Source organism: Chryseobacterium sp. 7 (assembly GCF_003663845.1).
In the GTDB taxonomy this organism is placed as follows: domain Bacteria; phylum Bacteroidota; class Bacteroidia; order Flavobacteriales; family Weeksellaceae; genus Chryseobacterium.
The window spans coordinates 3,735,186-3,757,115 of sequence record NZ_RCCA01000001.1; the positions used below are offsets into that span (position 1 = coordinate 3,735,186).

The window sequence follows — 21,930 nt, forward strand, 5'->3', positions numbered from 1 at the left end:
TTAACACTCATTAACTAAAATTTGGCTTCATAATTGAAAATAAAATTAAAATCAAAGCCGTTTTGGCTTTATCGTATTAAAATTTGAATTATGAGAAAGATAGTATTAGCAGGTTTTTTATCCGTCTTGTTAATGACGGCCTGCAAGAAAGATGACAGCGTTGCAGAAAAGTCACTGGAAGCACAAAAGCTTGAATTTCAGGCCAGACAACTTGAAATAGAAAAACAAAAACTGGCTATTGAAAAGGAAAAAATGGTCTATGAAGCTCAGAAAAAAGCAGACAGCATATCCGAAAGCAAAAAAGCAAAAATTGCTGCTGAAAATAATTCAAGACCACAAGTAATCAGAGAAACAAGAACAGTATATAGAGACAGAAGCTCAAATTCCAATTCAGGAGGAAGCAGCAATGGAAGTTATGCCAACAACGGAAGTGGTACTTCACAGGGAACTACCCAGAAAAAAGGATGGAGTAAGGCTGCCAAAGGAACCGTCATCGGCACTGTAGGTGGAGCTGCTGCCGGAGCCCTGATTGCTAAGAAAAACAGAGGATTAGGAGCTGTAATTGGCGGTGTTGTAGGAGGAGCTACAGGATATACCATCGGTAGATCACAGGATAGAAAAGACGGAAGGGTACAACCCCGTTAATAAATATTTTTAAGGATAAAATATAAAGATTGCTTACTTTTAAGCAATCTTTTTTTATGGTATTAATTCTGTTTTCTTCCATTTTTATCATTCCAATCCTGATGGGCTGGGGAAAAATCATGGAAAATATATGGGGCCCTTTATTTCAGGGAATCTCAGGAAAAATCTTATCAGGAATCATGGGAATAAGCCTGATATGGACATTTATTTCTTTTTTCATTCCTTTAAATATCAATATAGAACTCCCTTCCATCCTGTTGGGATTATTCTTTTTCTTTAAAAATAAACTCTATCAGGAGTTCTGTCTGCTTTCAAAAAAAGACTATGCATTATTAGGGGTAAGCTCACTTACTATTCTATTCTCTGGTTCTTTTTATCCTTATATATTAGATCATTTCGGATATTATATTCCTACATTGAAATGGCTTACAGAATATGGACTGGTAAAAGGAATTTCAAATATAGACCTCACGCTGGGGCAAATGTCGCTATGGCATATTTTTCAGGCAGGATTTTCTAATTTCTCCGATCCGTTTTTGAGAATCAATTCCATACTGCTCATCATCTACAGCATTTATATCATTGAAAGAAAAAGCTGGATCCAGCTTTGTTTTCTTCCTATATTATTACTGTTTTCACAGTCGCCAAGCCCGGATCTGCCTGTTATTATTTTTTCTCTAATTATTTTAAATGAAGCCATAGCAGGAAACAGAAATACCAAACTCCTTTTTGCATTTTCGGTATTTGTTTTTGCGATAAAACCTACTATGATATGGCTGCCTGCACTAACATTCTTAAGTTCGGTATTTATTTTTAAGAACAGCTTCAGACCTTTATTTTTAGGAATTATCATTCTCTTACTTTTCTTTGTGAAAAACATCTGGGTATTCGGTTATCCTGTTTTTCCCGTAGCTATAGGCGATTTTGGAGCATCCTGGAAACCTAATCCGGAAGTGCTAAAAACCTCATCACAATTTGCGATCATGAAAACCTATGATATGCAGTATACGTATGAGGAAATTCAGAAATTTTCAACAGGAGATTATATCAAAAACTGGTTTTCTCTGGAAGGGATCAAATCCAAAATCAATATTCTTTTTGTGCTGAGCTTACTTATTTTCTCAGCCTTTGCCTGGATAAAAAAGAAAAAACTGATCACACTGATCTGCATCTCAATATTGATAAAAAGTATATTAATCCTCGCTTTTTCTGCTCAATACAGGTTTTTTATAGATGTATTTTTTGTGATATTTTTCGTGCTGTTGTATGAATATTTCAATCAGAAGAAATCTATTATAGTCTTTTCAGCGCTCAGCTTATTTTTTATCTCAATATTATCCTTTCCTGAATTTATTCAAAGATATATTCCAAGTTTCAGAGTAGGAAGTTTTATGGCAGGATTTGAAAAGAAACAGCTTTATCAGCCTTCAACCTACGAATATCATCAGTTTGATCCATATAAAGTCGGAAATTTTAATTTCAATGTTTCCCATAACTATCCTTATAGTTTTGATACTCCCATTCCAGCTATTAGTTCAAGCTATATTTTTGATGATGCAAAAGCAGGTATTTTCCCTCAGCTTTTAGACAAAAATGATCTCAAAAAAGGTTTTATCTGGAAAAAAATGACTCCGGAAGAAAAAAAGGAAGCTCAAAAAGTTATCAATAATATCAAAAACACTGATAAATAGAACAAATCCAGAAACTTTATTATCTGAAGAAAAAAAGGTAATTTTGTAATATGTTCAACACATTAGGTAATCTTCTTAGTCTTACAACATTTGGAGAAAGTCACGGAGTGGCTTATGGCGGTATCATCAATAATTTTCCGGCAGGTTTAACGGTAGATCTCGATCAGGTTCAGTACGAACTGAACCGAAGAAAACCCGGCCAGTCAGCAATTGTTACACAAAGAAAAGAAAGTGACACAGTAAAGTTTCTTTCCGGAATCTTTGATGGAAAAACAACAGGCACCCCAATTGGTTTTATCATTGAAAACGAAAATCAGAAATCGAAAGATTATGATCATATAGCAGGCGCATATCGTCCAAGTCATGCTGATTTTACCTATGACCAGAAATTTGGCTTCAGGGATCACCGTGGCGGTGGAAAATCTTCTGCAAGAGAAACAATGAACTGGGTAGTAGCAGGTGCACTTGCCAAACAACTTTTACCCAACATTGAGATCAACGCTTACGTATCTTCCGTAGGTGATATTTTCTGCGAAAAACCTTATCAGGCTCTAGATTTTTCTCAAACCGAAAGCAATGACGTTCGTTGTCCAGATGCTGAAACAGCAGAAAAGATGATTGCAAGAATCAAAGAGATCAAAAAAGAAGGTAATACAATCGGCGGAACCATCACTTGCGTGATTAAAAATGTTCCTGTTGGAATCGGTGAACCTATTTTTTCAAAACTTCAGGCCGAACTGGCAAAAGCAATGCTGAATATCAATGCCTGTAAAGGTTTTGAATATGGAAGTGGTTTCTGTGGTGCCAAAATGACAGGAAAAGAGCACAATGATGCTTTCAATACAGATTTTACTACAAAATCTAATCTTTCAGGAGGAATTCAGGGAGGAATATCTAATGGAATGGATATCTATTTCCGTGTAGCCTTCAAACCTGTGGCCACAATATTGAGACCTCAGGACAGTATTGATAAAGACGGAAATCCTGTCATCGTAGAAGGAAAAGGCCGTCACGATCCTTGTGTAGTTCCAAGAGCCGTTCCTGTAGTGGAAAGTCTAGCTGCATTTGTATTGGCAGACCTGTTTTTGATCAACAAAACAAGAAACATCAATAATTTTTAACATAAATATTTTTGGTAATGAAAAATTACTGGGATAAAGGGATTTCCTTTGAAGAGTATCTTCAGATTGCAAAAGAAAGATTAGAAAATCCTGCCAACCAACAGGAACTTGACTATAAACAATATTACGAGCTTGGTCTTCAGAGAATGGACAGAACGGTAAAAAAATACGTTCCGGATGAAGATCAGCTGAAAGAACTTGCTGCCAAAAACTTTGACGGAAAGATTTTAATTATTTCCGAAGCATGGTGCGGAGATGCCAGCGCAACGGTACCTGCTCTTTTCAGGTTTTTTGAAAGACATAATGAAGTAAGAGTTTTCCTGAGAGACAGTGATAAAAGCTTAATCAATCAGTTTCTGACGAATGGTACGGAATCTATTCCTAAAGTAATTATCCTTGACAAAGACCTGAATGTAAAAAACTCATGGGGCCCGCGTCCAAAGTACGGATATGAGCTCCTGATGAAATATAAAGCCGATCCTGAAACCTATTCAAAAGATATGTTCTATAATGATCTGCAGATATATTATGCTAAAAACAGAGGAAAAGATGCTGTTCAGGAAATTTTAGATCTTCTATAAAAAAGAGACATGAAAAAAAGTATCATTTATATTGTAATCGTAGCAATCATTGGTATTGTTGCATTTGTACCCGGGATAAGAAATTTCCTTAAGGATACATTCTTTCCGGTAGCTACCATTGAAAATGCTGTTCACATCAGCGAAGAAGATTATGATATAGAACTTAAAGGAATTAATGCGCCAAGCACCAATCTTAAAAACTTTAAGGACAAAGGGGTGTTCCTTAATTTCTGGGGAACATGGTGCCCTCCTTGCAGAAAAGAATGGCCTTCCATCCAGAAACTGTATGATTCAAGAAAAGATCATGTAGATTTTGTGCTGATTGCTATGAATGACAAGGAAGAGGATGTAAGAAAGTTTTTGAAAGAAAACAACTATACCGTACCAGTATATATTGCACAAAGCCCTATTTCTGAGAAAATACTTCCTAAGGTTTTCCCTACTACTTTCCTTTTGGATAAGCATGGAAGAATCCTTATTAAAGAGGATGCTACAAAAGACTGGAACACAGAGACTGTGCATCAGTTCATTGACAATATTATCAAATAATATTTTAACTAAATTTTATAATTTATTGGTACAGGATTTGCGAATTTTATAACGTTGAAAAATTTATTAAATCCTAACACAAAATGAAATATTCAAAATTACATATTGCAAAAGAGGCCATCAATCATAAGGGCTTTATCAAAAAGATCCCTGATATTTTCAGAATGGTTAATATGTGGAGAAAAGGAGTTTATCCAATGAAGTCCATAGACATTATTCTTCCTTTGCTGGGAATTTTATATGTACTCTCTCCTATTGACCTGCTTCCTGAATTTGTAATACCGGTATTGGGAGTAATGGATGACCTGGCAGTTCTGTCAATTACTATTCCTAAGCTCATCAAAGAGGTAGACAAGTTTTTATTATGGGAAGCCGAACAAAAATACAGTGGAGCCCAAATCATTGAGGCTGAAATCGTAAAATAACAGTTTATTATATTTTTCACACCATCCTGGTCAATCCGGGATGGTTTTTTATTTACAAATGACTGATAAATTTTTGAGCCTTATTTCAATTCCTTAAATTTGCAACATCTAATAAAAAATAATGGAAAGTAAAAAAGAATTCTTCTTAGAGTGCTATAAGCTAGGCATCATCAAATTCGGAAGGTTTACTCTGAAAAGCGGCATTGAAAGTCCTTTTTATGTAGACCTGAGACCTTTGGCTTCAGATCCTAAAATTTTAAAGAATCTAGCTAATTATTTATTGGAAATGCTTCCTTTAGATAATTTTGATTTAATCTGTGGAGTTCCTTATGCTGCCCTTCCTATGGCGACTGCAATGTCTCTGGAAAGCTATATTCCATTAATTATTAAAAGAAAAGAAGCCAAAAGCTACGGTACCAAAAAACTGATTGAAGGAATTTACCAGAAAGGACAAAACTGTCTTTTGGTAGAGGATGTAATCACTTCAGGAAAATCTTTGCTGGAAACTATTCCTGAAATAGAACAGGAAGATCTTAAAGTTTCTGACATTGTAGTGGTACTGGACAGAGAGCAGGGAGGAAAACAGCTTTTAGAAAGCAAAGGATATAGAGTACACACTCTTTTCAATATTTCAGAAGTTTGCGATATTCTTCAGGAAACCGGAGAATTGTCTGATGAAGAGGTTAAAAGAATTCAGGATTTCCTTCAGGGGAACCATATTCAGTTTGAAGAAGAAACCAGATCTTCTTATGAGCAAAAGCTAGAAACTACCCAACATTCTGTTTCAAAAAAATTACTGGAAACAGCTTTAGCAAAAAAATCAAATCTTATTGCTTCCGCTGATGTTACAACCACTCAGGAGCTTTTGGAACTTGCTGAAAAAGTAGGCCCGCACGTTATTGCTTTAAAAACGCATATCGATATTATTTCTGATTTTGATTACGAAAAAACAATCACTCCTTTAAAAGCAATTGCCGCAAAGCATCAGTTTTTATTGATGGAGGACAGAAAATTTGCAGACATCGGAAATACACAGGAACTTCAGTTCACAAGCGGGGTTTTCAAAATTACAGATTGGGCAGATTTTGTTACTTCTCAGGTAATCGGAGGTTTTGAATCATTAGATTGTTTCAAAAATGTAGGCGTTGTAGCCATCGTTGGAATGTCTTCCAAAGGAGCCCTTACTACAGCCAGCTACCGTGAAGAAGCTTTAAAAGTGGCTCTATCTCACCCGAATGTTATTGGTGGCGTATCTCAGAATAAAATTCCTGAAGACCTTTTATTATTCACTCCAGGGGTAAATCTTGCAGATTCAGGAGATGGAAAAGGACAGCAGTATAATACACCGGAGCATGTTTTCAAAACACTGCACACCGATTTTATTATTGTAGGAAGAGGAATCTACAAATCCAATGATCCTGAAGCATCTGCCATCACGTATAAGACAGAAGGATGGAATGCCTATATTAATTCTTTGGATAAAAAAGCAATTCAAGGTTAAAATCCTACTCAAGTATCTACAAAATAAGTTATATTTGGGCTTTATCACGAATATTTGAAAAAGCTCAGCATTTGCCTTATTTTGTTCTGGGGAGTCGCACAGGTCTCTGCACAGAAAGACAGTATTTATATTGAAGCAAAACTGTCTCCTGACAAGAAGAACCTTGAGATTAATCAGGAAATTGTATATTACAATCATTCTGAAAAAGATCTGCAGACCGTTAAGCTCCTGAATTGGGTTTCCGCATACAACAGACGCGGAACCTCTTTGGTCTACAGAAAACTGGAAGACCGGAATACGGATTTGCACTTTGCAAAAAGTGATCAGTTGGGGAAGCTTCTTGAGCTGAATATTAAAAATTCAGAAAATGAAGCCATCCCTGTCAATACACTTTCGGATGAAAATATTTTTATTCCTCTGAAAAGTGTACTGAGACCTGGCGAAAGCGTTACATTACAGTTGCAATACAGGATGCAGCTCCCCGATAAAAATTTTACGGGATACGGAACATCCGCTCAAAATACTGTACTAAAATATTTCTTTATTGTTCCGGATCATTTTGATCCGGACAATATTTCCAAAAGAAACTATCATGATATTGAGGAGTCTGTAAGTTTTAATACTTTCTGGACGGTCAATTTTGATATTCCTGTCAATACTTTTGTTGAAGGTAATCTTCCACAGATTCAGATGAATTCATTTAAAGGATATCTGGATTCGGATCCTGAGTTTCTGATTTCTCCCATTGGTTACCCTTCTATAAAAACCAACATTGAAGGAGAGGAAACCGAAATTAAGTTCGGGTATAATCTGACTCCGGAGGAAAAGCAAAACCTTGAGTTTTACCTTCCCTTACAATTAAAATTTCTTAGAGAAAGACTAGGCTTTCTTCCTAAAAGTCTTTTTATTTCAGATAAATTCAGAGCGAAAGAAGACTTTTTCGGAAATAATGATATTACTTTCTGGAAATTCAGATTCCAGCTATTTACCAATGCAGAAAAAACGGATCTGGATTATTTCGGAATCATTACCAAAAAGATTCTTGATGAAACTGTTATTGCCGATAAAGAAAAAGATCATTGGTTCAAAAATGGGTTAAAATCTTACCTGGAAATCCAATATCTTAAAAAATTCTATGCCGACACCAAACTTTTAGGAACACTTCCTGAGACTAAAATCTTCGGGGTTAAGCCTTTAAAATTATTCCACGCCTCCAAAGTAAAACTTCTGGACCGTTATGGGCTTTCCTATCAATATATTATGCTTCAAAACCTGGATCAGAAAATTGATGAACATTTCCCTGTTCTAAGTAATTTCAATGACATGGCTGTAAGCAGTTTTGAAACCGGAAGTCTTTTCAATTATTCAGCAGATAAAATGGGATATGAGAGTTTTAATGATATTGTAAAAGATTATGTTTCCAAGAATTCCGGAAAAAGAATACATCCAGAAGATTTTCTGACCTCACTTTCTGAAAAGGATAAATCAACAACTTATCTTTCAAACTTTTTCAAACAGAAAAACAGGGTTGATTTCAAATTAAAAAACATCCGAAAAGAAAACGATTCACTCCAAATAAACATTGTAAAAAATACGGATACATCTATTCCTGTAAAATTGGAAACAGAGACCAGAGAAGGAGAAAAGAAATCTTATTGGATAGATACTGAAGAAAACGAACGAATGAGCAGTCTGACGCTTCCTGCCTCAGATAATATTTATAAAATCACCTTAAACAGCGGTTATATTTTCCCTGAATCTAATTACAGGGATAATTTTCTCTATGCAAAAGGATTGTTTTCCAATGCAAAAAAAATTAAGCTTAAATTAATAAAAGACATTCCAAATCCGGAGTATAACGAAATTTATATCAGCCCAAGAGTACGTTTCAACAATACGTATGATAAATTCCTTTTGGGTGTCAACTTAAAAAACCAATCTTTTTTTGATCAGAAATTCCTGTATTCAGTTACCCCTACTTACAGTACCGGAACAGGGAAGTTAACAGGTTCAGGAGCGGTCTCCTACTCTATTCTGCCTGCAGAAAGTATTATCCGAAGCTTAACCTTTGGATTGTCCGGTTCATATTTTCATTATGATTATGATCTGGCTTACAGAAAGACGTCAATCTCTACTTCCATTAATTTCAGAAAAAATCCAAGAAGTACAGTAAGCAGAGGAATTGGGATTTCCTATAATTATTTTGAAAGAGATCTGAGCCCTAAAATGATCGCCAGTAACGACTACAGCAAGTATAATCTATGGAGCATCGGGTATGGTTATAGTGACAGCCAGATGATCCACGAAAAAAGCTTTAGTCTGAGCACTCAGGGAATGGAAGATTTTAATAAAATAACAGCGGAAGGTTTCTACAGATGGGAATTTGCTCCAAAACAAAAACTCAGCCTACGTTTATTTGCCGGATATTTTTTAAGAAACAATACCCGAAATAACCTTTTCGATTATGGTATTTCAAGGGTTTCCAACTATTCATTCTCTTATACACTTTTAGGAGAAAGTGCCAGCAGCGGTCTTCTTTCGCAGCAGTTTATCTTAGCTGACGGTGGTTTTAAATCATTTTTACCAGGAACCGTAAACCAATGGATCACCTCTGCGAATGTAGATTCAAGCATCTGGAAAATATTTCATGTGTATGCAGATGCCGGGGTGTACAAAAATAAAAATCTTCCTGCCAAATTCATATGGGACACTGGAGTTAAGGTAAGAATTATCCCGGATTTTCTTGAAGTTTATTTCCCGATACAGTCTTCTTTAGGCTTCGAACCTTCATTTAAAGATTATGGGAAACGGATCAGGTATACCTTAATTCTCAATCTCGGAACGATTATTAACGCAGCGAGAAGAGGCTGGTATTAAGATGACAGATAACAAAAATAAAAGGACAGCTGATAAATAAGCTGTCCTTTTTTATTAAAAACTAATCTTTTATAATTTTCTGAGATATCGGAATATTGTTAATAGTTCCCGTTACAATATAAGTACCTCTGGGAAGTTCTGCAATATCAAGGCTTGAAGCCAGTTTTGTAGGAGATTTTTTAACAATCTGTCTGAAGGTATCATAAACCTTCACATCTTTCACCTCAGTTCCGAAGACAATTTTGCTGTCCTTAATAAAAGGATTTTGTACAAATCCTGATTTCACACTTCCTTCAAGGGAAAAATCTGCCATATTATCACCATTGCTTACAAGTGTTCTTTTAATAGCAGTTGTTGTAGTGGGAGAAGGAGCGGGCCCATCACCTTTAAACTGGTCTGCATTAGATCCATATCCTACAAAATCCAGTACATTGGATGCAGAAGGCCCTGTAACCTGTACGATATTTCCCGCTAAGGCTATTTTTCCTGAAACGCTGGAAATTTTTAGTCCTGAAGATTTGTTGGGCGTTCCGTCAAAATTATTGATTGTAGTAGCAATAAAGTTCGGTGTGGGTAAATCTTCGGTACCGTCTTCAATAGCAGACTCCTGAATTAAATAAGTTTCATCAGGTCCTAAAGTAAGATCCGGCAGTGTATGATATTCTGTAAAAGCACCTATTGCAGGAGCATATTGTATACTTGCTCCCGTCAAAGAAACCAGATTGGTTCCAATATTTTTCAGTACAATATAATTATTTTTCAGTACAGCACCAGAGCTGGCATTACCGCCATAAATCTCATTGATCACAATTTGGGCGTTCGAAAAGGCCGTTAATAATACAAGCCCTGCAAGAGTAAAGATTTTTTTCATCATAAAAATTTTTAGCAATGGATTTGAAATAAAAATATCAAAAACAATACCACCAAATTAAGAAATTAAATAGATAAAAAAACCTAAAAATCAGCAAATAATCACATAAAGAAACAGCCGCTTCAATAAAGCGGCTGTTTGTATTTTTAGTTTAAAAGAAATTAGTCTTTAAGAACTTTTTGAGAAACCGGCTGGTTGTTTACTGTACCTGTTACGATATAGTTTCCTTTTGCCAGTTCAGCAACATTTACTGTACCGTTTTCTTTTACAGAAGCTTCTTTTACAATCTGTCCGAACATGTTGAAAACTTTTACATCTTTCACGTCAGATCCGAAAATGATCTCGTTATTTTTAACGAAAGAATTCTTCACGAAACTTCCTGCTTTTTTGTTTTTAGTGTCAGTAACAGCTAGAGTTCCTGCAGAAGGAGTTAATGAAAAATCATCTACCGCGTACATCCCGTCGTTACCTAATGCATTATCATCTGTAAATTTAATCCAGAAAGTTGCTCCATTAGCAATATTCAAACCTGAGATCACACTATTTTTACTAGCACTGTTAGCTGGTAAATTTCCATCTACCTGTACACTTGAAGTAGTAGTTATTAAAATTTCATTAAGATCTAATGCTGTAACCGGAGTCCATGTACCCGTTGTTAAGCTTGTTGCATCAGTACTGTATGAAAAAGCTACAACTTCATTTGTTGTATTACTGCTTCCTGTTCTCCACTGCTCTGCTAGATAGCTGATCGTTAAAGATGTTATTGCAGATCCTGTATTATTAGTAAAAGATGCCCCAAAAACAGGAATTAAAGAGTTGGAAGCTAAAGTACCCAATGCTCTATCAGTAGCTCCTGTAGTTCCTACATTGTAAATAGCTCCTGAATTTGAAGATCCGTTAGAAACAAGAACAGTAGGTGCTGTAGATACCCAAGCTGTAGGTAAAGTTGTTCCTGTAGGTCCCATTCCGTCAAAATTTTCTGTGTATGCTGTTCCTGAAGCTGTTAAGCTAATTTGACCAAATGCTAATGTTGATGCTAAAACAATAGCTAACGAATAAAGTTTTTTCATGATTTAATTTTCTGTTGTTAATAATTTTCTTACATCACAAAACTACATTTATTTTTTTAGGTGGTACAATAAACAGGTTAAGTTTTTGTTAATTATAGTTAAGCCCTTAATGTTAACATTTTTTAATTATTTTTACGAATTATTTTTAAAAGTTGCGGAATTTTACTCTTGTATTCATTTTTTTCTTCTTAGGCATATTTTCAGGAAATGCTCAGGTATTCTCGTGGAAAAATCCCAACATCCCTGAAGACAGTATAAAAAGAGACAGTATTCTTGCCGCAAGACTTGAACAGGATATTTTTGCAAAAGATACACTTGACTTCATAAGAACACACAACAAAATTGTTATTGATGAAGCTGTACTGGCAAAAAATGATAAAAAAAGATTTCTAGGTGAGCTTAATTCAAAAGGTTCCATTATCCGTGGGATAACTTTTGGAAATAATCAGGGGCAGTCCGTACAAAGTTCTATGGATCTCCAGATCTCAGGAAGATTATCCAAAGATGTTACCATTTTAGCCAGTATTTCAGACCACAATCTTCCTATTCAGGCTGATGGTTACACACAGACCTTGGAAGAGTTTGACAAGATTTATATGCAGCTTAACATCAAGGAAAAGTCTATTCTCAGAGCCGGGCATCTTGATCTTGTAGAGGCTAAAAATTATTTTGCCAAATACCAGAGACGAAGTATGGGACTTCAGTTCCAGACAGAATTTGGGAAGGAAAATAAGACATTTTTAGATATTTCGGCCGGGGTTGCACGAAGTGAGTTTCACAGAATTCGTTTTCAGGGGGTTGAGGGTAACCAGGGACCTTACCGGCTTACGGGTAAAAATGGTGAACAATTTATTACCCTTATCTCAGGTTCCGAACAGGTTTTCATTGATGGTATCTTGATGAAACGTGGAGAAAACCAGGATTATATTATCAATTACAATACGGGTGAGGTTACTTTTACCAGCTTCCGCCCTATTTTCCAACAGAATTTCATCACAATTTCTTATAACTACGCCAACAGAAATTATTCAAGATATTTATTTACCGGAAAAGTTGAACATCAGAGAGAAAAATTTAAAGTAGGGCTAAACTGGTTCATGGAAAATGATAACAAAAATGCTCCTCTTTCTCTAAATCTTTCTAAAGAGGATGAACAGATCCTTGCAGAAGCCGGAAACAACCCTGATTTGATGTATGCACCATCAGGAGTAGTAACCGAATATGATGTAAATAAAATTTTATATAAATTAAATACTGCCGGGAATTTCTATGAATTTTCTACAGATTCCAGTTTAACGCTTTATCAGGTTTCGTTTACTTATTTCGGGGCTAATCTGGGAGATTATAAAATAGCTCAGACTACCAATAACGGGCGTGTTTTCGAATATGTAGGGCCTAATGCCGGAGACTACAGAGCCGTAAGAAAACTTCCTTCCCCACAGAAATCTCAGGTATTCTCTTTAAACACTGAATATTTATTGAATGAAGGAAAAATAGGGGCAGATATTTCCCTTAGTAATTATGATGTCAATTTATTTTCATCTAAAGATTCTAATCAGAATATGGGCTATGCGTGGCGTATTTTCGGGAATAAAAGTTTTACAAAAAATACATGGAAAGGAACGCCTAGTTTCGAATATCAATATATAGACAGGCAGTTTCATATCCTGGATCGTATCAATGATGTAGAATTCTCCAGAGATTTCAACCTTGCACAGGAATTTAATCAGAGAACTCAGAACAGGTTTATTTTCAGTTTCCTGAATAAATGGAACAATAAATCTACCCTAAACTACCGTGTTAATTACCTGAATGAGCAGGATTCTTACAAAGGACTTAAAAACGATCTTGATTTTGGCTGGATTACCGGAAAATTCTTTACCAAAGGAAATTTATCCTTATTGAATACCAATGCTACTCTTCAGGACACCAAGTTCATCCGTGGAGGAGTTTCAACGGAATTTACCGGTAAAAAAGGAAGCTGGGCAATTGGTGGCAGCATGGAGCACAATGAGAAAAAGTACAATGATACTCAGTTGATGGATGTCACCAGTTTCAGCTGGAAAGAAATCTTCCTGCAAAAGAAAATAGGTGACAGTACAAGGACAAAACTATTGGCAAAGGTATACATGCGAGATAATGACTCTGTGCGGGATAACAGGCTTCAGAACATGAACCATATTTTGGGATTCATGGCAGAAAGCCAGATTATCAAAACGGAAAAAACTACTTTAAACGCTTTAATCCATTACAGAAAATTCTTCTACTCCGGGGCGGAAGGCGATGTAGCCAGAAATAATGACTTCGTGGTTGGAAACATTTTATACAATCAGCAGCTTTTCAGAAACGGTATGCGTCTTCAGGCTTTCTATGAACTTGGAAACGGACAGGAAGCGCAGCGGGAATTCCAATACATTAAAGTAACGGATGGACAAGGTGTCTACAAATGGACGGATTACAACGGAGACGGCGTTCAGCAGCTGGATGAATTTGAAATTGCAGAATATTCCGACCTTGCGCAATATATCCGTGTTTACACCAATTCTGTGAGGTATATTCCTTCCAATAAGAATAAATTACAGTTAGCTTTATTTGTCAATCCGGCCATTGTTTTTAATTCGGAGAACGGATTTTTAAAGCGCTGGAATTTCAATATTTCATTAAATTCCCAAAACTCCTTCTATAAAAAGGATAAAGTGCTTGTTTTGAATCCTTTTGAAAAGAACAGTGATCAGATTCTTAAAAATCAGAATATCCTTGCTTCCGTACAGTTCAATCCGACAGACAAATCCGGCTGGAACGGAAACTACAGATTCATCTCCAATGATAATCTCATCAATGCCAATTTCAGTAATGAAGAACGTGAGCAGACTTCTCATTTCCTGAATATCGGGTATTGGTTTAATAAAGAATTCAGGGTAGATTGGGAAAACTCTGTTCACGATATTAAAAACTCCTCTCAATTATTTGGAACCAGAGATTACCGTCTTAATAATTTTGAAACGAAGCCTAAGGCAACTTATAAGTTCACAAATGCTATTCAGGCAGAATTATCTTCGGCTTTCCGCCAGAAACAAAGATTGGATGGTGAAGAGCTTCTGAAAGCCTTTGATGTTACAGGAACCATCCAATGGGAGCGCAGAAAAACGTCTATCCGTGGAAACTTCTCATTCATCAGCAACAATTTCACAGGAAACAATTTCAGCATTGTAGGAAACCAGATGCTGGACGGTTTGAAGCCGGGAAAAAACCAGGTATGGAGTGTATTCATCCAGCAGGCTATTAACTCATTTATCCAGCTTAACCTTAACTACGAAGGAAGAAACTCGGGTGACCGAACCATTCATATCGGAAGTATGCAGGTGAAAGCCAGTTTCTAAGACCAACGGTTATTATTTCCATAAAAAATCCCTTAAATAAATCAGCAGAAGTAAAATACATATCTATTTAAATTTATAAAATATTGTTTTTTCAAAATTTCGTAAATTTGCACCATGATAAAAATAGGCAACATAGAACTGCCGGAATTTCCACTTTTGCTGGCTCCAATGGAAGACGTAAGTGATCCTCCGTTCAGACGTTTGTGTAAAATGCACGGTGCAGACTTAATGTATTCGGAATTTATTTCTTCCGAAGGATTGATTCGTGACGCTATTAAAAGCCGTAAAAAGCTGGATATCTTCGATTATGAAAGACCCGTAGGTATACAGATTTTTGGTGGAGATGAAGAGGCAATGGCTATGTCTGCAAGAATTGTGGAGACCGTAAATCCGGATCTGGTAGATATCAATTTCGGATGTCCTGTAAAAAAAGTAGTCTGCAAAGGTGCGGGAGCCGGTGTTTTGAAGGATATTGACTTAATGGTTCGCCTTACAAAAGCTGTTGTAAGCTCTACCCACCTGCCTGTAACCGTAAAAACCCGTTTAGGATGGGACAGCCACACCATCAATATTGATGAAGTAGCAGAACGTCTGCAGGAAACAGGAATCAAAGCTTTAACTATACATGCCAGAACCCGTGCTCAGATGTACAAAGGGGAAGCAGACTGGGAACATATTTCAAGAATTAAACAAAATCCTAATATTGAGATTCCAATCTTTGGAAACGGAGATATAGATTCAGCTGAAAAAGCATTAGCATACAAACAAAAGTACGCATGTGACGGCATCATGATAGGCCGTGCTGCTATCGGCTACCCATGGATATTTAATGAAATCAAGCATTTCTTTAAAACTGGTGAGCATTTACCTGAACCTACAATTTCAGACCGTTTACTGGCCGTTCGTCAGCATGCGGAATGGAGTGTAGAATGGAAAGGTGAAAGATTAGGATTGGTAGAAATGAGACAGCATTACAGCAATTATTTCAGAGGAATTCCTCACTTTAAGGAGTTCAGAAAAAAATTCCTGGAGGTTTTCACATTGGAAGAAATGAATAGCTTAATTCAGGAAACCCAACAGTTCTACGAAGAATTTCAGGCACAGGCATAAAAATAAAAACCATCAGTAAAACTGATGGTTTTTTTTATGATTTAAAATTTAAATTAATATCCTTCTGATGAAGATTCATTTTGAATTAATGCTAATGCTGAAGAAGTTCCGATTCTCTTTACTCCCATGCTGATCATTTTCTCTGCATCTTCAGGAGTTTTCACTCCGCCTGCCGCTTTTACAGGAAGTTTCCCTGCATTTTCAAGCATAATAGCGATTCCTTCAAAGGTTGCTCCGTTAGGTTTTCCGTCAGTAGTTTCATAGAAACCTGTGGAAGATTTAACAAAGATCTTTGGCCAATCATTTTCAGAGAAGTTTTCCTCTGCCCAGGTAGAAATATTTTTAGTAAGATCTGCAATCTGTTCATGAGTCAAAGCAGCAATTTCAATAATCCACTTTGCTATTTTATGATGCTCAAGAGATAATCTCGTACATTTTACAAATTCTTCTTTTACCAATTGTAAATTTCCCTGTAGATAAGCGTTATAATTAATCACAAAATCCAATTCATCAGCACCATCTTCTATTGCTTTGGATGCTTCTGCAAGCTTTTCTTCAATAGAATAGTTTCCTTCGTGAAAGCCTATTACAGTTCCTACTGCAACATTTGAATTTTTTTCCTGAATATATTTTTTGACCTCAGATACATAATCTGGACGAATCATCACTGCAAAGATACCTTTATCTATTGCTTCCTGAGCGAGTTGAATATCTTTCTGAAGTGTTTCTTCATGGGAAATACCTGACTGTTCTGGTGTCTTGAGGTAAGTTGAATCCAAATATTGGGCTATGTTCATATCGTTATACTTTCAATTGTCTGTAAATACCTTGTTCCAAAGATATAAAAGTTTCTGTTCTTGTTACTCCTTTCAGCTTCTGAAGCTTATTAAGGATCTGCATTAGATGATCATTATCTTTACAAAGAACTTTCAGGAAAATTGTATAATTTCCTGTAGTATAGTGGGCCTCCACTACTTCGTTAATGTCATGTAAAGATTTTACTACTTCCGGATAGTGGCTTGGCTGATCCAGAAATACGCCGATGTAGGAAATCACCTTATATCCTATCTTTTTAGGATTAAGAAATGATATTGAATTTTCAATAACTCCCGCATGTTCGAGTTTTTTGATTCTTTGATGCACTGCAGTGGTGGAAATCCCTACATTTTTTGAAATGTGGGCTAAAGAAGTTTTAGCATTATCCATCAACATATAGATGATTTCTTTGTCAATAGAATCTAAATGGTAGCTTGTGTTGCTCGAATTTTTCATTTTCTACTTTTTTTATTATTTATGTTTTTTACTGTAAACTTTTAAATTTTACAAAAACCGGGAAGTGATCACTATATCCTCCTAAATACCGTGTACCAGCATATGTTCGGAAAGGTCGGCCTTCAAAATTTCTGGTTCTGCTGCGGATTTTTTCAGAATTGAATATATGTGCATCCTGAAAAGCCAGCGTCATATTATCAAGCAAAGATCTTGACATAATGATCTGATCATACAGCAATCCAGATTTATAATGAAAAGTAGAATAATTTCTTGTAGAAAACAATTGCTGAAAAGGGTTCGTTAAAACCTTCTCATGGTTATTGTCATAGAGAATCTGTACTAAATCTTCATCATCCGGGTTTTCGTTGAAATCACCACACAATATGACATGCTCTTTATCTGCATTTACAATTTTCATAATCCGTTCCCGGATCTCATTCATTATAAAGGTTCTCTTAGGTTTATTAATATCTTTTTCTCGCTTAGAGGGAAGATGGGCGATAAAGACATTAATAATTTCCCCTTTATACTTTATTTTTGAAAAAAGTACGTCTCTTGTTGTGTCGTAATTTCCTGTGTTTTTCTTTACTATTTCAAAAAAGAAAGTAATGGTTTCAGAATCTATAACCTCTACCTTATTTTTGTCATATAACATTGCTACATCCACTTTTCTTTCGTCCATAGAATTGTAATGTACAATCCCATATTCCGAATTAAAGGGTTCCATCTCCACGAGATTTTCCAGAACTTTTCTTCCGGAAACTTCAGATAATCCAATCATAAATGGCAATACACCATTATCTTCTTTCATTAACTGAAATACGTGTGAGATTTTAAAAAGCTTGTTTTTATATCTCTTTTCATCCCAATTCCTCAATCCTGACCGGGTAGGATCTAATTTGTGGACAGGTTTCGGATCGGGTAAAAATAAATTTTCAACATTATAAAAAGAGAACAGCTCCATCTACATTAATTTCTTTACTTTAGTTTATATATGTTCTTTTTTTAACGCTGTAAATTTATTATTTTTTTTCAAATTCCATTGATTCACGTTATAAAAGAAAATCAATTCTTGTTAAAAAACAGTTCAAATATAATAAAAATACCAATGATACCATATATAATAAATCAAATTTTCAACAATTAGGGAATTTTAACATATTAATCAAAATTGAGACAATACATTAAATCCCCGATTATTAAATAAATATTTCACATAAAATCAAAAATATTAATATTTTTTAATGTTTAATAAATATATAACAAATTTTATTCCATTTATCTGCATAACAAATGGAAGAATATCGATAGAAAAGAACTGGGTGAATTTCAATGATTTTTATTCCAATAAATCTGGACGTTTCTCTTTGGTGATGCGTACTGCCTCATCATGACGCCACTCTTCAATCTTACCGGAATTACCACTCAGTAAAATTTTAGGAACATCCAGCCCTTTATAGCTTTCTGGTCTGGTATAAATTGGCGGTGAAAGAAGATCATCCTGAAAACTGTCAGTTAAAGCACTCTGCTCATCATTCAAAACTCCCGGAAGCAGCCTTATCACCGAATCGGCAAGAACACAGGCTGCCAGTTCGCCTCCTGTAAGAACGTAATCTCCTATTGAAATTTCTTTTGTAATATGAAGATCTCTTACTCTTTGGTCTATTCCTTTATAGTGTCCACACAGAAAAATCAGGTTCTTCTTTATGGAAAGTGTATTGGCTATTTTCTGGTTCAGGGTAACGCCATCTGGTGTCAGATAGATGACTTCATCATAATTTCTCTGGGACTTAAGCTCTGAGATGCATTTATCCAGCGGCTCAATCATCATTACCATTCCAGCTCCGCCTCCGTAAGGTTCATCATCAATCTGCCTGTGCTTATTGATTGCCCAGTCTCTCAGCTGATGAAAATGTACTTCTGCCAGCCCTTTATCCATTGCTCTTTTCAAAATAGAAGCTTGGAACGGACTTTCCATCAATTCCGGAAGTACGCTTATTATGTCAATTCTCATTGTAATGTTCCGTTTTTCTTAGTAGGTATAATAATTAATCTTAAAGAAGAATCTTTGTTGATATAGCTCCACATCCAGTTGAAGAATATGGCCAGCTTATTTCTAACGCTCAAAATTAGCATTAAATGGAGAAACATCCAGAAATACCACGCAAAAAATCCCTGGAATTTTATAAATGGGAGATCAACAACGGCTCTGTGCTTCCCAATAGTAGCTAAAGAACCTTTATCCTCATACTCATATTCTTTCCATTCATTCTGAGTCTTCTTTAATAAATTTTTACCTAAATTTTTAGCCTGATTAATGGCTACATTGGCTACCTGCGGATGTCCCTGCGGATATTTTGGTGTTTCCATATAGGCAATATCCCCAATGGCATAAATATTATCGTAACCTTTTATTTTATTATATCGATCTACAATATACCTGTTTCTTACTAATTTTTCTTCCGGGAAGCCTCCTACCACATTTCCTGTAACTCCGGCTGCCCAGATGACATTATTGGACGGAATTTCTTTTCCGCTTTTTAAATGAACTTTATCTCCGTCATAATCCGTAACCACTTCTCCGCTCATAAAAGTTACCCCAAGATCTTTTAGGTATTTTTCAGATTTTTCCTGAGCTTCACTGCTCATTACGGCAAGTGGCTTTTCTGTAGAGCTCACAAGAATAATTTTCAGATGATCAAAATTCATGTAAGGATAATCTCTTGGAAGGATATCTTTTTTCATTTCAGCAAAAGCACCTGCCAGTTCTACACCAGTAGGTCCGCTTCCTACAATAACGATATTCCAGTTTCCGTCATCGCTTCTGCTTTTTTCAATAATGAGTTTTTCGAAGGTCATCAGCACATGATTTCTGATACTGATGGCTTCCTGGGTATTCTTCATTCCAAAAGCTTTTCCTTCAAGATCTTTATTCCCGAAAAAATTAGTTTTACAACCAGTAGCAATAATGAGTTTATCGTAAGTAAATTCTGCTTCGTCAGTAATGACTTTATTGTTGGCAGGATCTATTTCTTTAACCTCTGTCATGCGGAACTGTGTGTTTCTGGACTGCTGAAAAATCTTTCTGAAAGGGAAAGAAATGTTGGAAGGCTCTATCCTCCCTGAGGCTACCTGATAAAAAAGCGGCTGAAACATATGGTGATTCATCCGATCCAGAACAATTACTTTTTTGTTCTTGTTATTCAATGTTTTTGCAAGCTGCAGCCCCGCAAATCCTCCTCCAATGATGATGATTTTTTCGCGTGTTTCCATAATACACAAATTTACTGATTTTATTTTAGCATTTCGCAGTGAAAAAAGTTAGTTTTGCAAAACTTTATGACACCTAAAAAGTACACCAAAAAAACTGCCAAACAAATCCATAAAACAAGACGGAAGAACTATTTTTTCCGAAGATGGGTGATATTGGCAATATTAATCATAGCGTTGGTAGGGACAGGGCTTTATTTAAGACAGTCCGTCAGCTATTATTATGCGCTGTACTTTAATAAATTCAGACATAAAAAACTTCATAACAGCGAAAAGGAATCCTTAAGAATTCAGAGAATACTAAGCAGCAATCTTGATAAAACTTATGGTTTTGATGTTTCCCACTATCAGAACAGGGAAGATATCAAATGGGATAGCTTAAGCATTGGCAACAAGACTATTCCGCTGGAGTTTGTAGTGATGCGTGCTACCATGGGAAACCGAAGTGCCGACAAGCATTTTGATGAATTTTGGGAAAGCGCAAAAAAGCATGATCTGATCCGCGGTGCCTACCATTTTTACAGAGCTGATGAAGACCCGGTAATTCAGGCGAATAATTTTCTGGAAAACGTAAAGCTGGAAAGCGGAGACCTTCCTCCAATTCTTGATATTGAAAAAATACCTAAGCGTAAAACCAATAAAAAATTAATTGAAGATCTGAAAGTATGGTGTAAAATTGTGGAGGAAGCTTATGGTGAGAAACCTATCATTTATACCTACTATCATTATTACAAAGATTTCCTGAAAGGTGAGTTTGAAGGCTATCCGTTATGGCTGGCCAATTACAATGATGTACCTACTCCTTCTCCCGATGATCAGTGGGATTTCTGGCAGTTTACAGAAAACGGGATCGTTCATGGCATTAATGCCAAAGTAGATCTTGATATTTATAACGGAAATTCCTGGTCGTTGAAAAGACTGACGCTGGATTAGAGGAGAGAAAGAATGATGGAAGCAGGAAGATAGAAGTTAATACTTAATAAACCAGCCTTCAAATCAGCTTCGCAATAAAACTTCCAGCCTCCAGCTTCCTTCTTCCCGCTATTAAAGGATATTCATCACTTCTTCCCAGGTATGAACTCTTTTGTAAGTTTCATTTTCTATAAATTCATTATGAGGCTGAGTGAATATAAGTCTCTGCCCGTCAAAATGATCTAAATTTTTAGGATAATCATCTATCATCACATCTCCTGCCACTACTTTTTTACTTCCGCAAAGAACAATTTGTTCCCAGGTGATAAACGGAAAATGTTCTGCCAGCCAGTCGTATTTTTCTCTCAAACTGTTCGGAAACTCCATTCCTGCAGATACGATGTAAAGGTCATATTTATCATTCAGATACTGCATTGCCTCGCGGCTTCCTTTCATTACAGGTAAGGTTCTGAAAAACCCTACTTCATTTACATGTTTTTTTCCGTTGGGAAAAGATTCTATTTCAGGCTTACCAGCCAAATCACTGATTTCAATTTCTCTTCCTGTATCTCTTTTCTCAAATTGTACCAGCTGATGGTATACATCTGCCATTACCCCATCCATGTCGACAATAACTTTTTTCATTACTTCAATC

General features: G+C 35.9%; 19 protein-coding genes. 11 read left to right on the plus strand and 8 right to left on the minus strand.

What is annotated here, in order from left to right; genetic code table 11:
* Positions 1-90 precede the first annotated feature (90 nt).
* The 8 genes from CLU97_RS17140 to CLU97_RS17175 all read left to right on the plus strand — a co-directional run bounded on the left by CLU97_RS17140 (position 91) and on the right by CLU97_RS17175 (position 9,390).
* Positions 91-645 carry a YMGG-like glycine zipper-containing protein gene (locus CLU97_RS17140; RefSeq protein WP_121489008.1) on the plus strand — a complete coding sequence of 185 codons (555 nt, stop codon included), beginning with the start codon at positions 91-93 and terminating at the stop codon, positions 643-645.
* Between the two features lie 119 nt (positions 646-764).
* Positions 765-2,336 (plus strand): LIC_10190 family membrane protein, encoded by a 1,572-nt coding sequence (locus tag CLU97_RS17145; RefSeq protein ID WP_228437766.1) that lies wholly within the window; start codon positions 765-767, stop codon positions 2,334-2,336.
* Positions 2,337-2,386: 50 nt separating this feature from the next.
* Positions 2,387-3,457: a chorismate synthase gene (gene aroC / locus CLU97_RS17150; RefSeq protein ID WP_121489009.1), complete on the plus strand. Its 1,071-nt coding sequence runs from the start codon at positions 2,387-2,389 to the stop codon at positions 3,455-3,457.
* Positions 3,458-3,474: 17 nt separating this feature from the next.
* A complete protein-coding gene (locus tag CLU97_RS17155) occupies positions 3,475-4,038 on the plus strand; it encodes a thioredoxin family protein (protein WP_121489010.1) in 564 nt (187 codons plus the stop codon).
* 9 nt (positions 4,039-4,047) lie between these two features.
* Positions 4,048-4,587: a TlpA family protein disulfide reductase gene (locus tag CLU97_RS17160; protein WP_121489011.1), complete on the plus strand. Its 540-nt coding sequence runs from the start codon at positions 4,048-4,050 to the stop codon at positions 4,585-4,587.
* Between the two features lie 83 nt (positions 4,588-4,670).
* Positions 4,671-5,012 (plus strand): YkvA family protein, encoded by a 342-nt coding sequence (locus CLU97_RS17165; protein ID WP_121489012.1) that lies wholly within the window; start codon positions 4,671-4,673, stop codon positions 5,010-5,012.
* A 121-nt stretch (positions 5,013-5,133) separates the two neighbouring features.
* Complete coding sequence (gene pyrF / locus CLU97_RS17170) at positions 5,134-6,513, plus strand: orotidine-5'-phosphate decarboxylase (protein WP_121489013.1); 1,380 nt, start codon at positions 5,134-5,136, stop codon at positions 6,511-6,513.
* A 54-nt stretch (positions 6,514-6,567) separates the two neighbouring features.
* A complete protein-coding gene (locus CLU97_RS17175) occupies positions 6,568-9,390 on the plus strand; it encodes an aminopeptidase (RefSeq protein WP_228437768.1) in 2,823 nt (940 codons plus the stop codon).
* A gap of 61 nt (positions 9,391-9,451) precedes the next feature.
* Here the strand turns inward: CLU97_RS17175 and CLU97_RS17180 are convergent, their stop codons facing one another.
* Together CLU97_RS17180 and CLU97_RS17185 are read right to left on the minus strand one after the other, a co-directional pair.
* Complete coding sequence (locus CLU97_RS17180) at positions 9,452-10,264, minus strand: T9SS type A sorting domain-containing protein (RefSeq protein WP_228437770.1); 813 nt, start codon at positions 10,262-10,264, stop codon at positions 9,452-9,454.
* Between the two features lie 158 nt (positions 10,265-10,422).
* Positions 10,423-11,331, minus strand: a complete 909-nt coding sequence (locus CLU97_RS17185) for a T9SS type A sorting domain-containing protein (protein ID WP_121489015.1) — start codon at positions 11,329-11,331, stop codon at positions 10,423-10,425.
* 152 nt (positions 11,332-11,483) lie between these two features.
* On the opposite strand from CLU97_RS17185, the gene CLU97_RS17190 reads away from it, so the two are divergent.
* Together CLU97_RS17190 and dusB are read left to right on the plus strand one after the other, a co-directional pair.
* Positions 11,484-14,711 carry a hypothetical protein gene (locus CLU97_RS17190; protein WP_121489016.1) on the plus strand — a complete coding sequence of 1,076 codons (3,228 nt, stop codon included), beginning with the start codon at positions 11,484-11,486 and terminating at the stop codon, positions 14,709-14,711.
* Between the two features lie 114 nt (positions 14,712-14,825).
* Positions 14,826-15,821 (plus strand): tRNA dihydrouridine synthase DusB, encoded by a 996-nt coding sequence (dusB, locus tag CLU97_RS17195; RefSeq protein ID WP_121489017.1) that lies wholly within the window; start codon positions 14,826-14,828, stop codon positions 15,819-15,821.
* 53 nt (positions 15,822-15,874) lie between these two features.
* Here the strand turns inward: dusB and deoC are convergent, their stop codons facing one another.
* The 5 genes from deoC to CLU97_RS17220 form a co-directional block, all read right to left on the minus strand.
* Entirely contained in the window at positions 15,875-16,618 is a 744-nt protein-coding gene (gene deoC, locus CLU97_RS17200) for a deoxyribose-phosphate aldolase (protein WP_121489018.1), read from the minus strand.
* A 4-nt stretch (positions 16,619-16,622) separates the two neighbouring features.
* Entirely contained in the window at positions 16,623-17,093 is a 471-nt protein-coding gene (locus CLU97_RS17205) for an Lrp/AsnC ligand binding domain-containing protein (RefSeq protein WP_047379047.1), read from the minus strand.
* A 28-nt stretch (positions 17,094-17,121) separates the two neighbouring features.
* Positions 17,122-18,057, minus strand: coding sequence for an endonuclease/exonuclease/phosphatase family protein (locus tag CLU97_RS17210; RefSeq protein ID WP_121489019.1), 936 nt, complete (start codon positions 18,055-18,057; stop codon positions 17,122-17,124).
* A 375-nt stretch (positions 18,058-18,432) separates the two neighbouring features.
* Positions 18,433-19,107: a tRNA (guanosine(37)-N1)-methyltransferase TrmD gene (gene trmD, locus CLU97_RS17215; RefSeq protein WP_121489020.1), complete on the minus strand. Its 675-nt coding sequence runs from the start codon at positions 19,105-19,107 to the stop codon at positions 18,433-18,435.
* Positions 19,104-20,366: an NAD(P)/FAD-dependent oxidoreductase gene (locus CLU97_RS17220; protein WP_121489021.1), complete on the minus strand. Its 1,263-nt coding sequence runs from the start codon at positions 20,364-20,366 to the stop codon at positions 19,104-19,106. Before CLU97_RS17220 ends, trmD begins: the two co-directional genes overlap by 4 nt.
* Positions 20,367-20,432: 66 nt before the next feature.
* On the opposite strand from CLU97_RS17220, the gene CLU97_RS17225 reads away from it, so the two are divergent.
* Positions 20,433-21,296, plus strand: a complete 864-nt coding sequence (locus CLU97_RS17225; RefSeq protein WP_121489022.1) for a glycoside hydrolase family 25 protein — start codon at positions 20,433-20,435, stop codon at positions 21,294-21,296.
* Between the two features lie 111 nt (positions 21,297-21,407).
* On the opposite strand, the gene CLU97_RS17230 is transcribed toward CLU97_RS17225, so the two are convergent.
* Positions 21,408-21,920: a 5' nucleotidase, NT5C type gene (locus CLU97_RS17230; protein WP_121489023.1), complete on the minus strand. Its 513-nt coding sequence runs from the start codon at positions 21,918-21,920 to the stop codon at positions 21,408-21,410.
* Positions 21,921-21,930 lie beyond the last annotated feature (10 nt).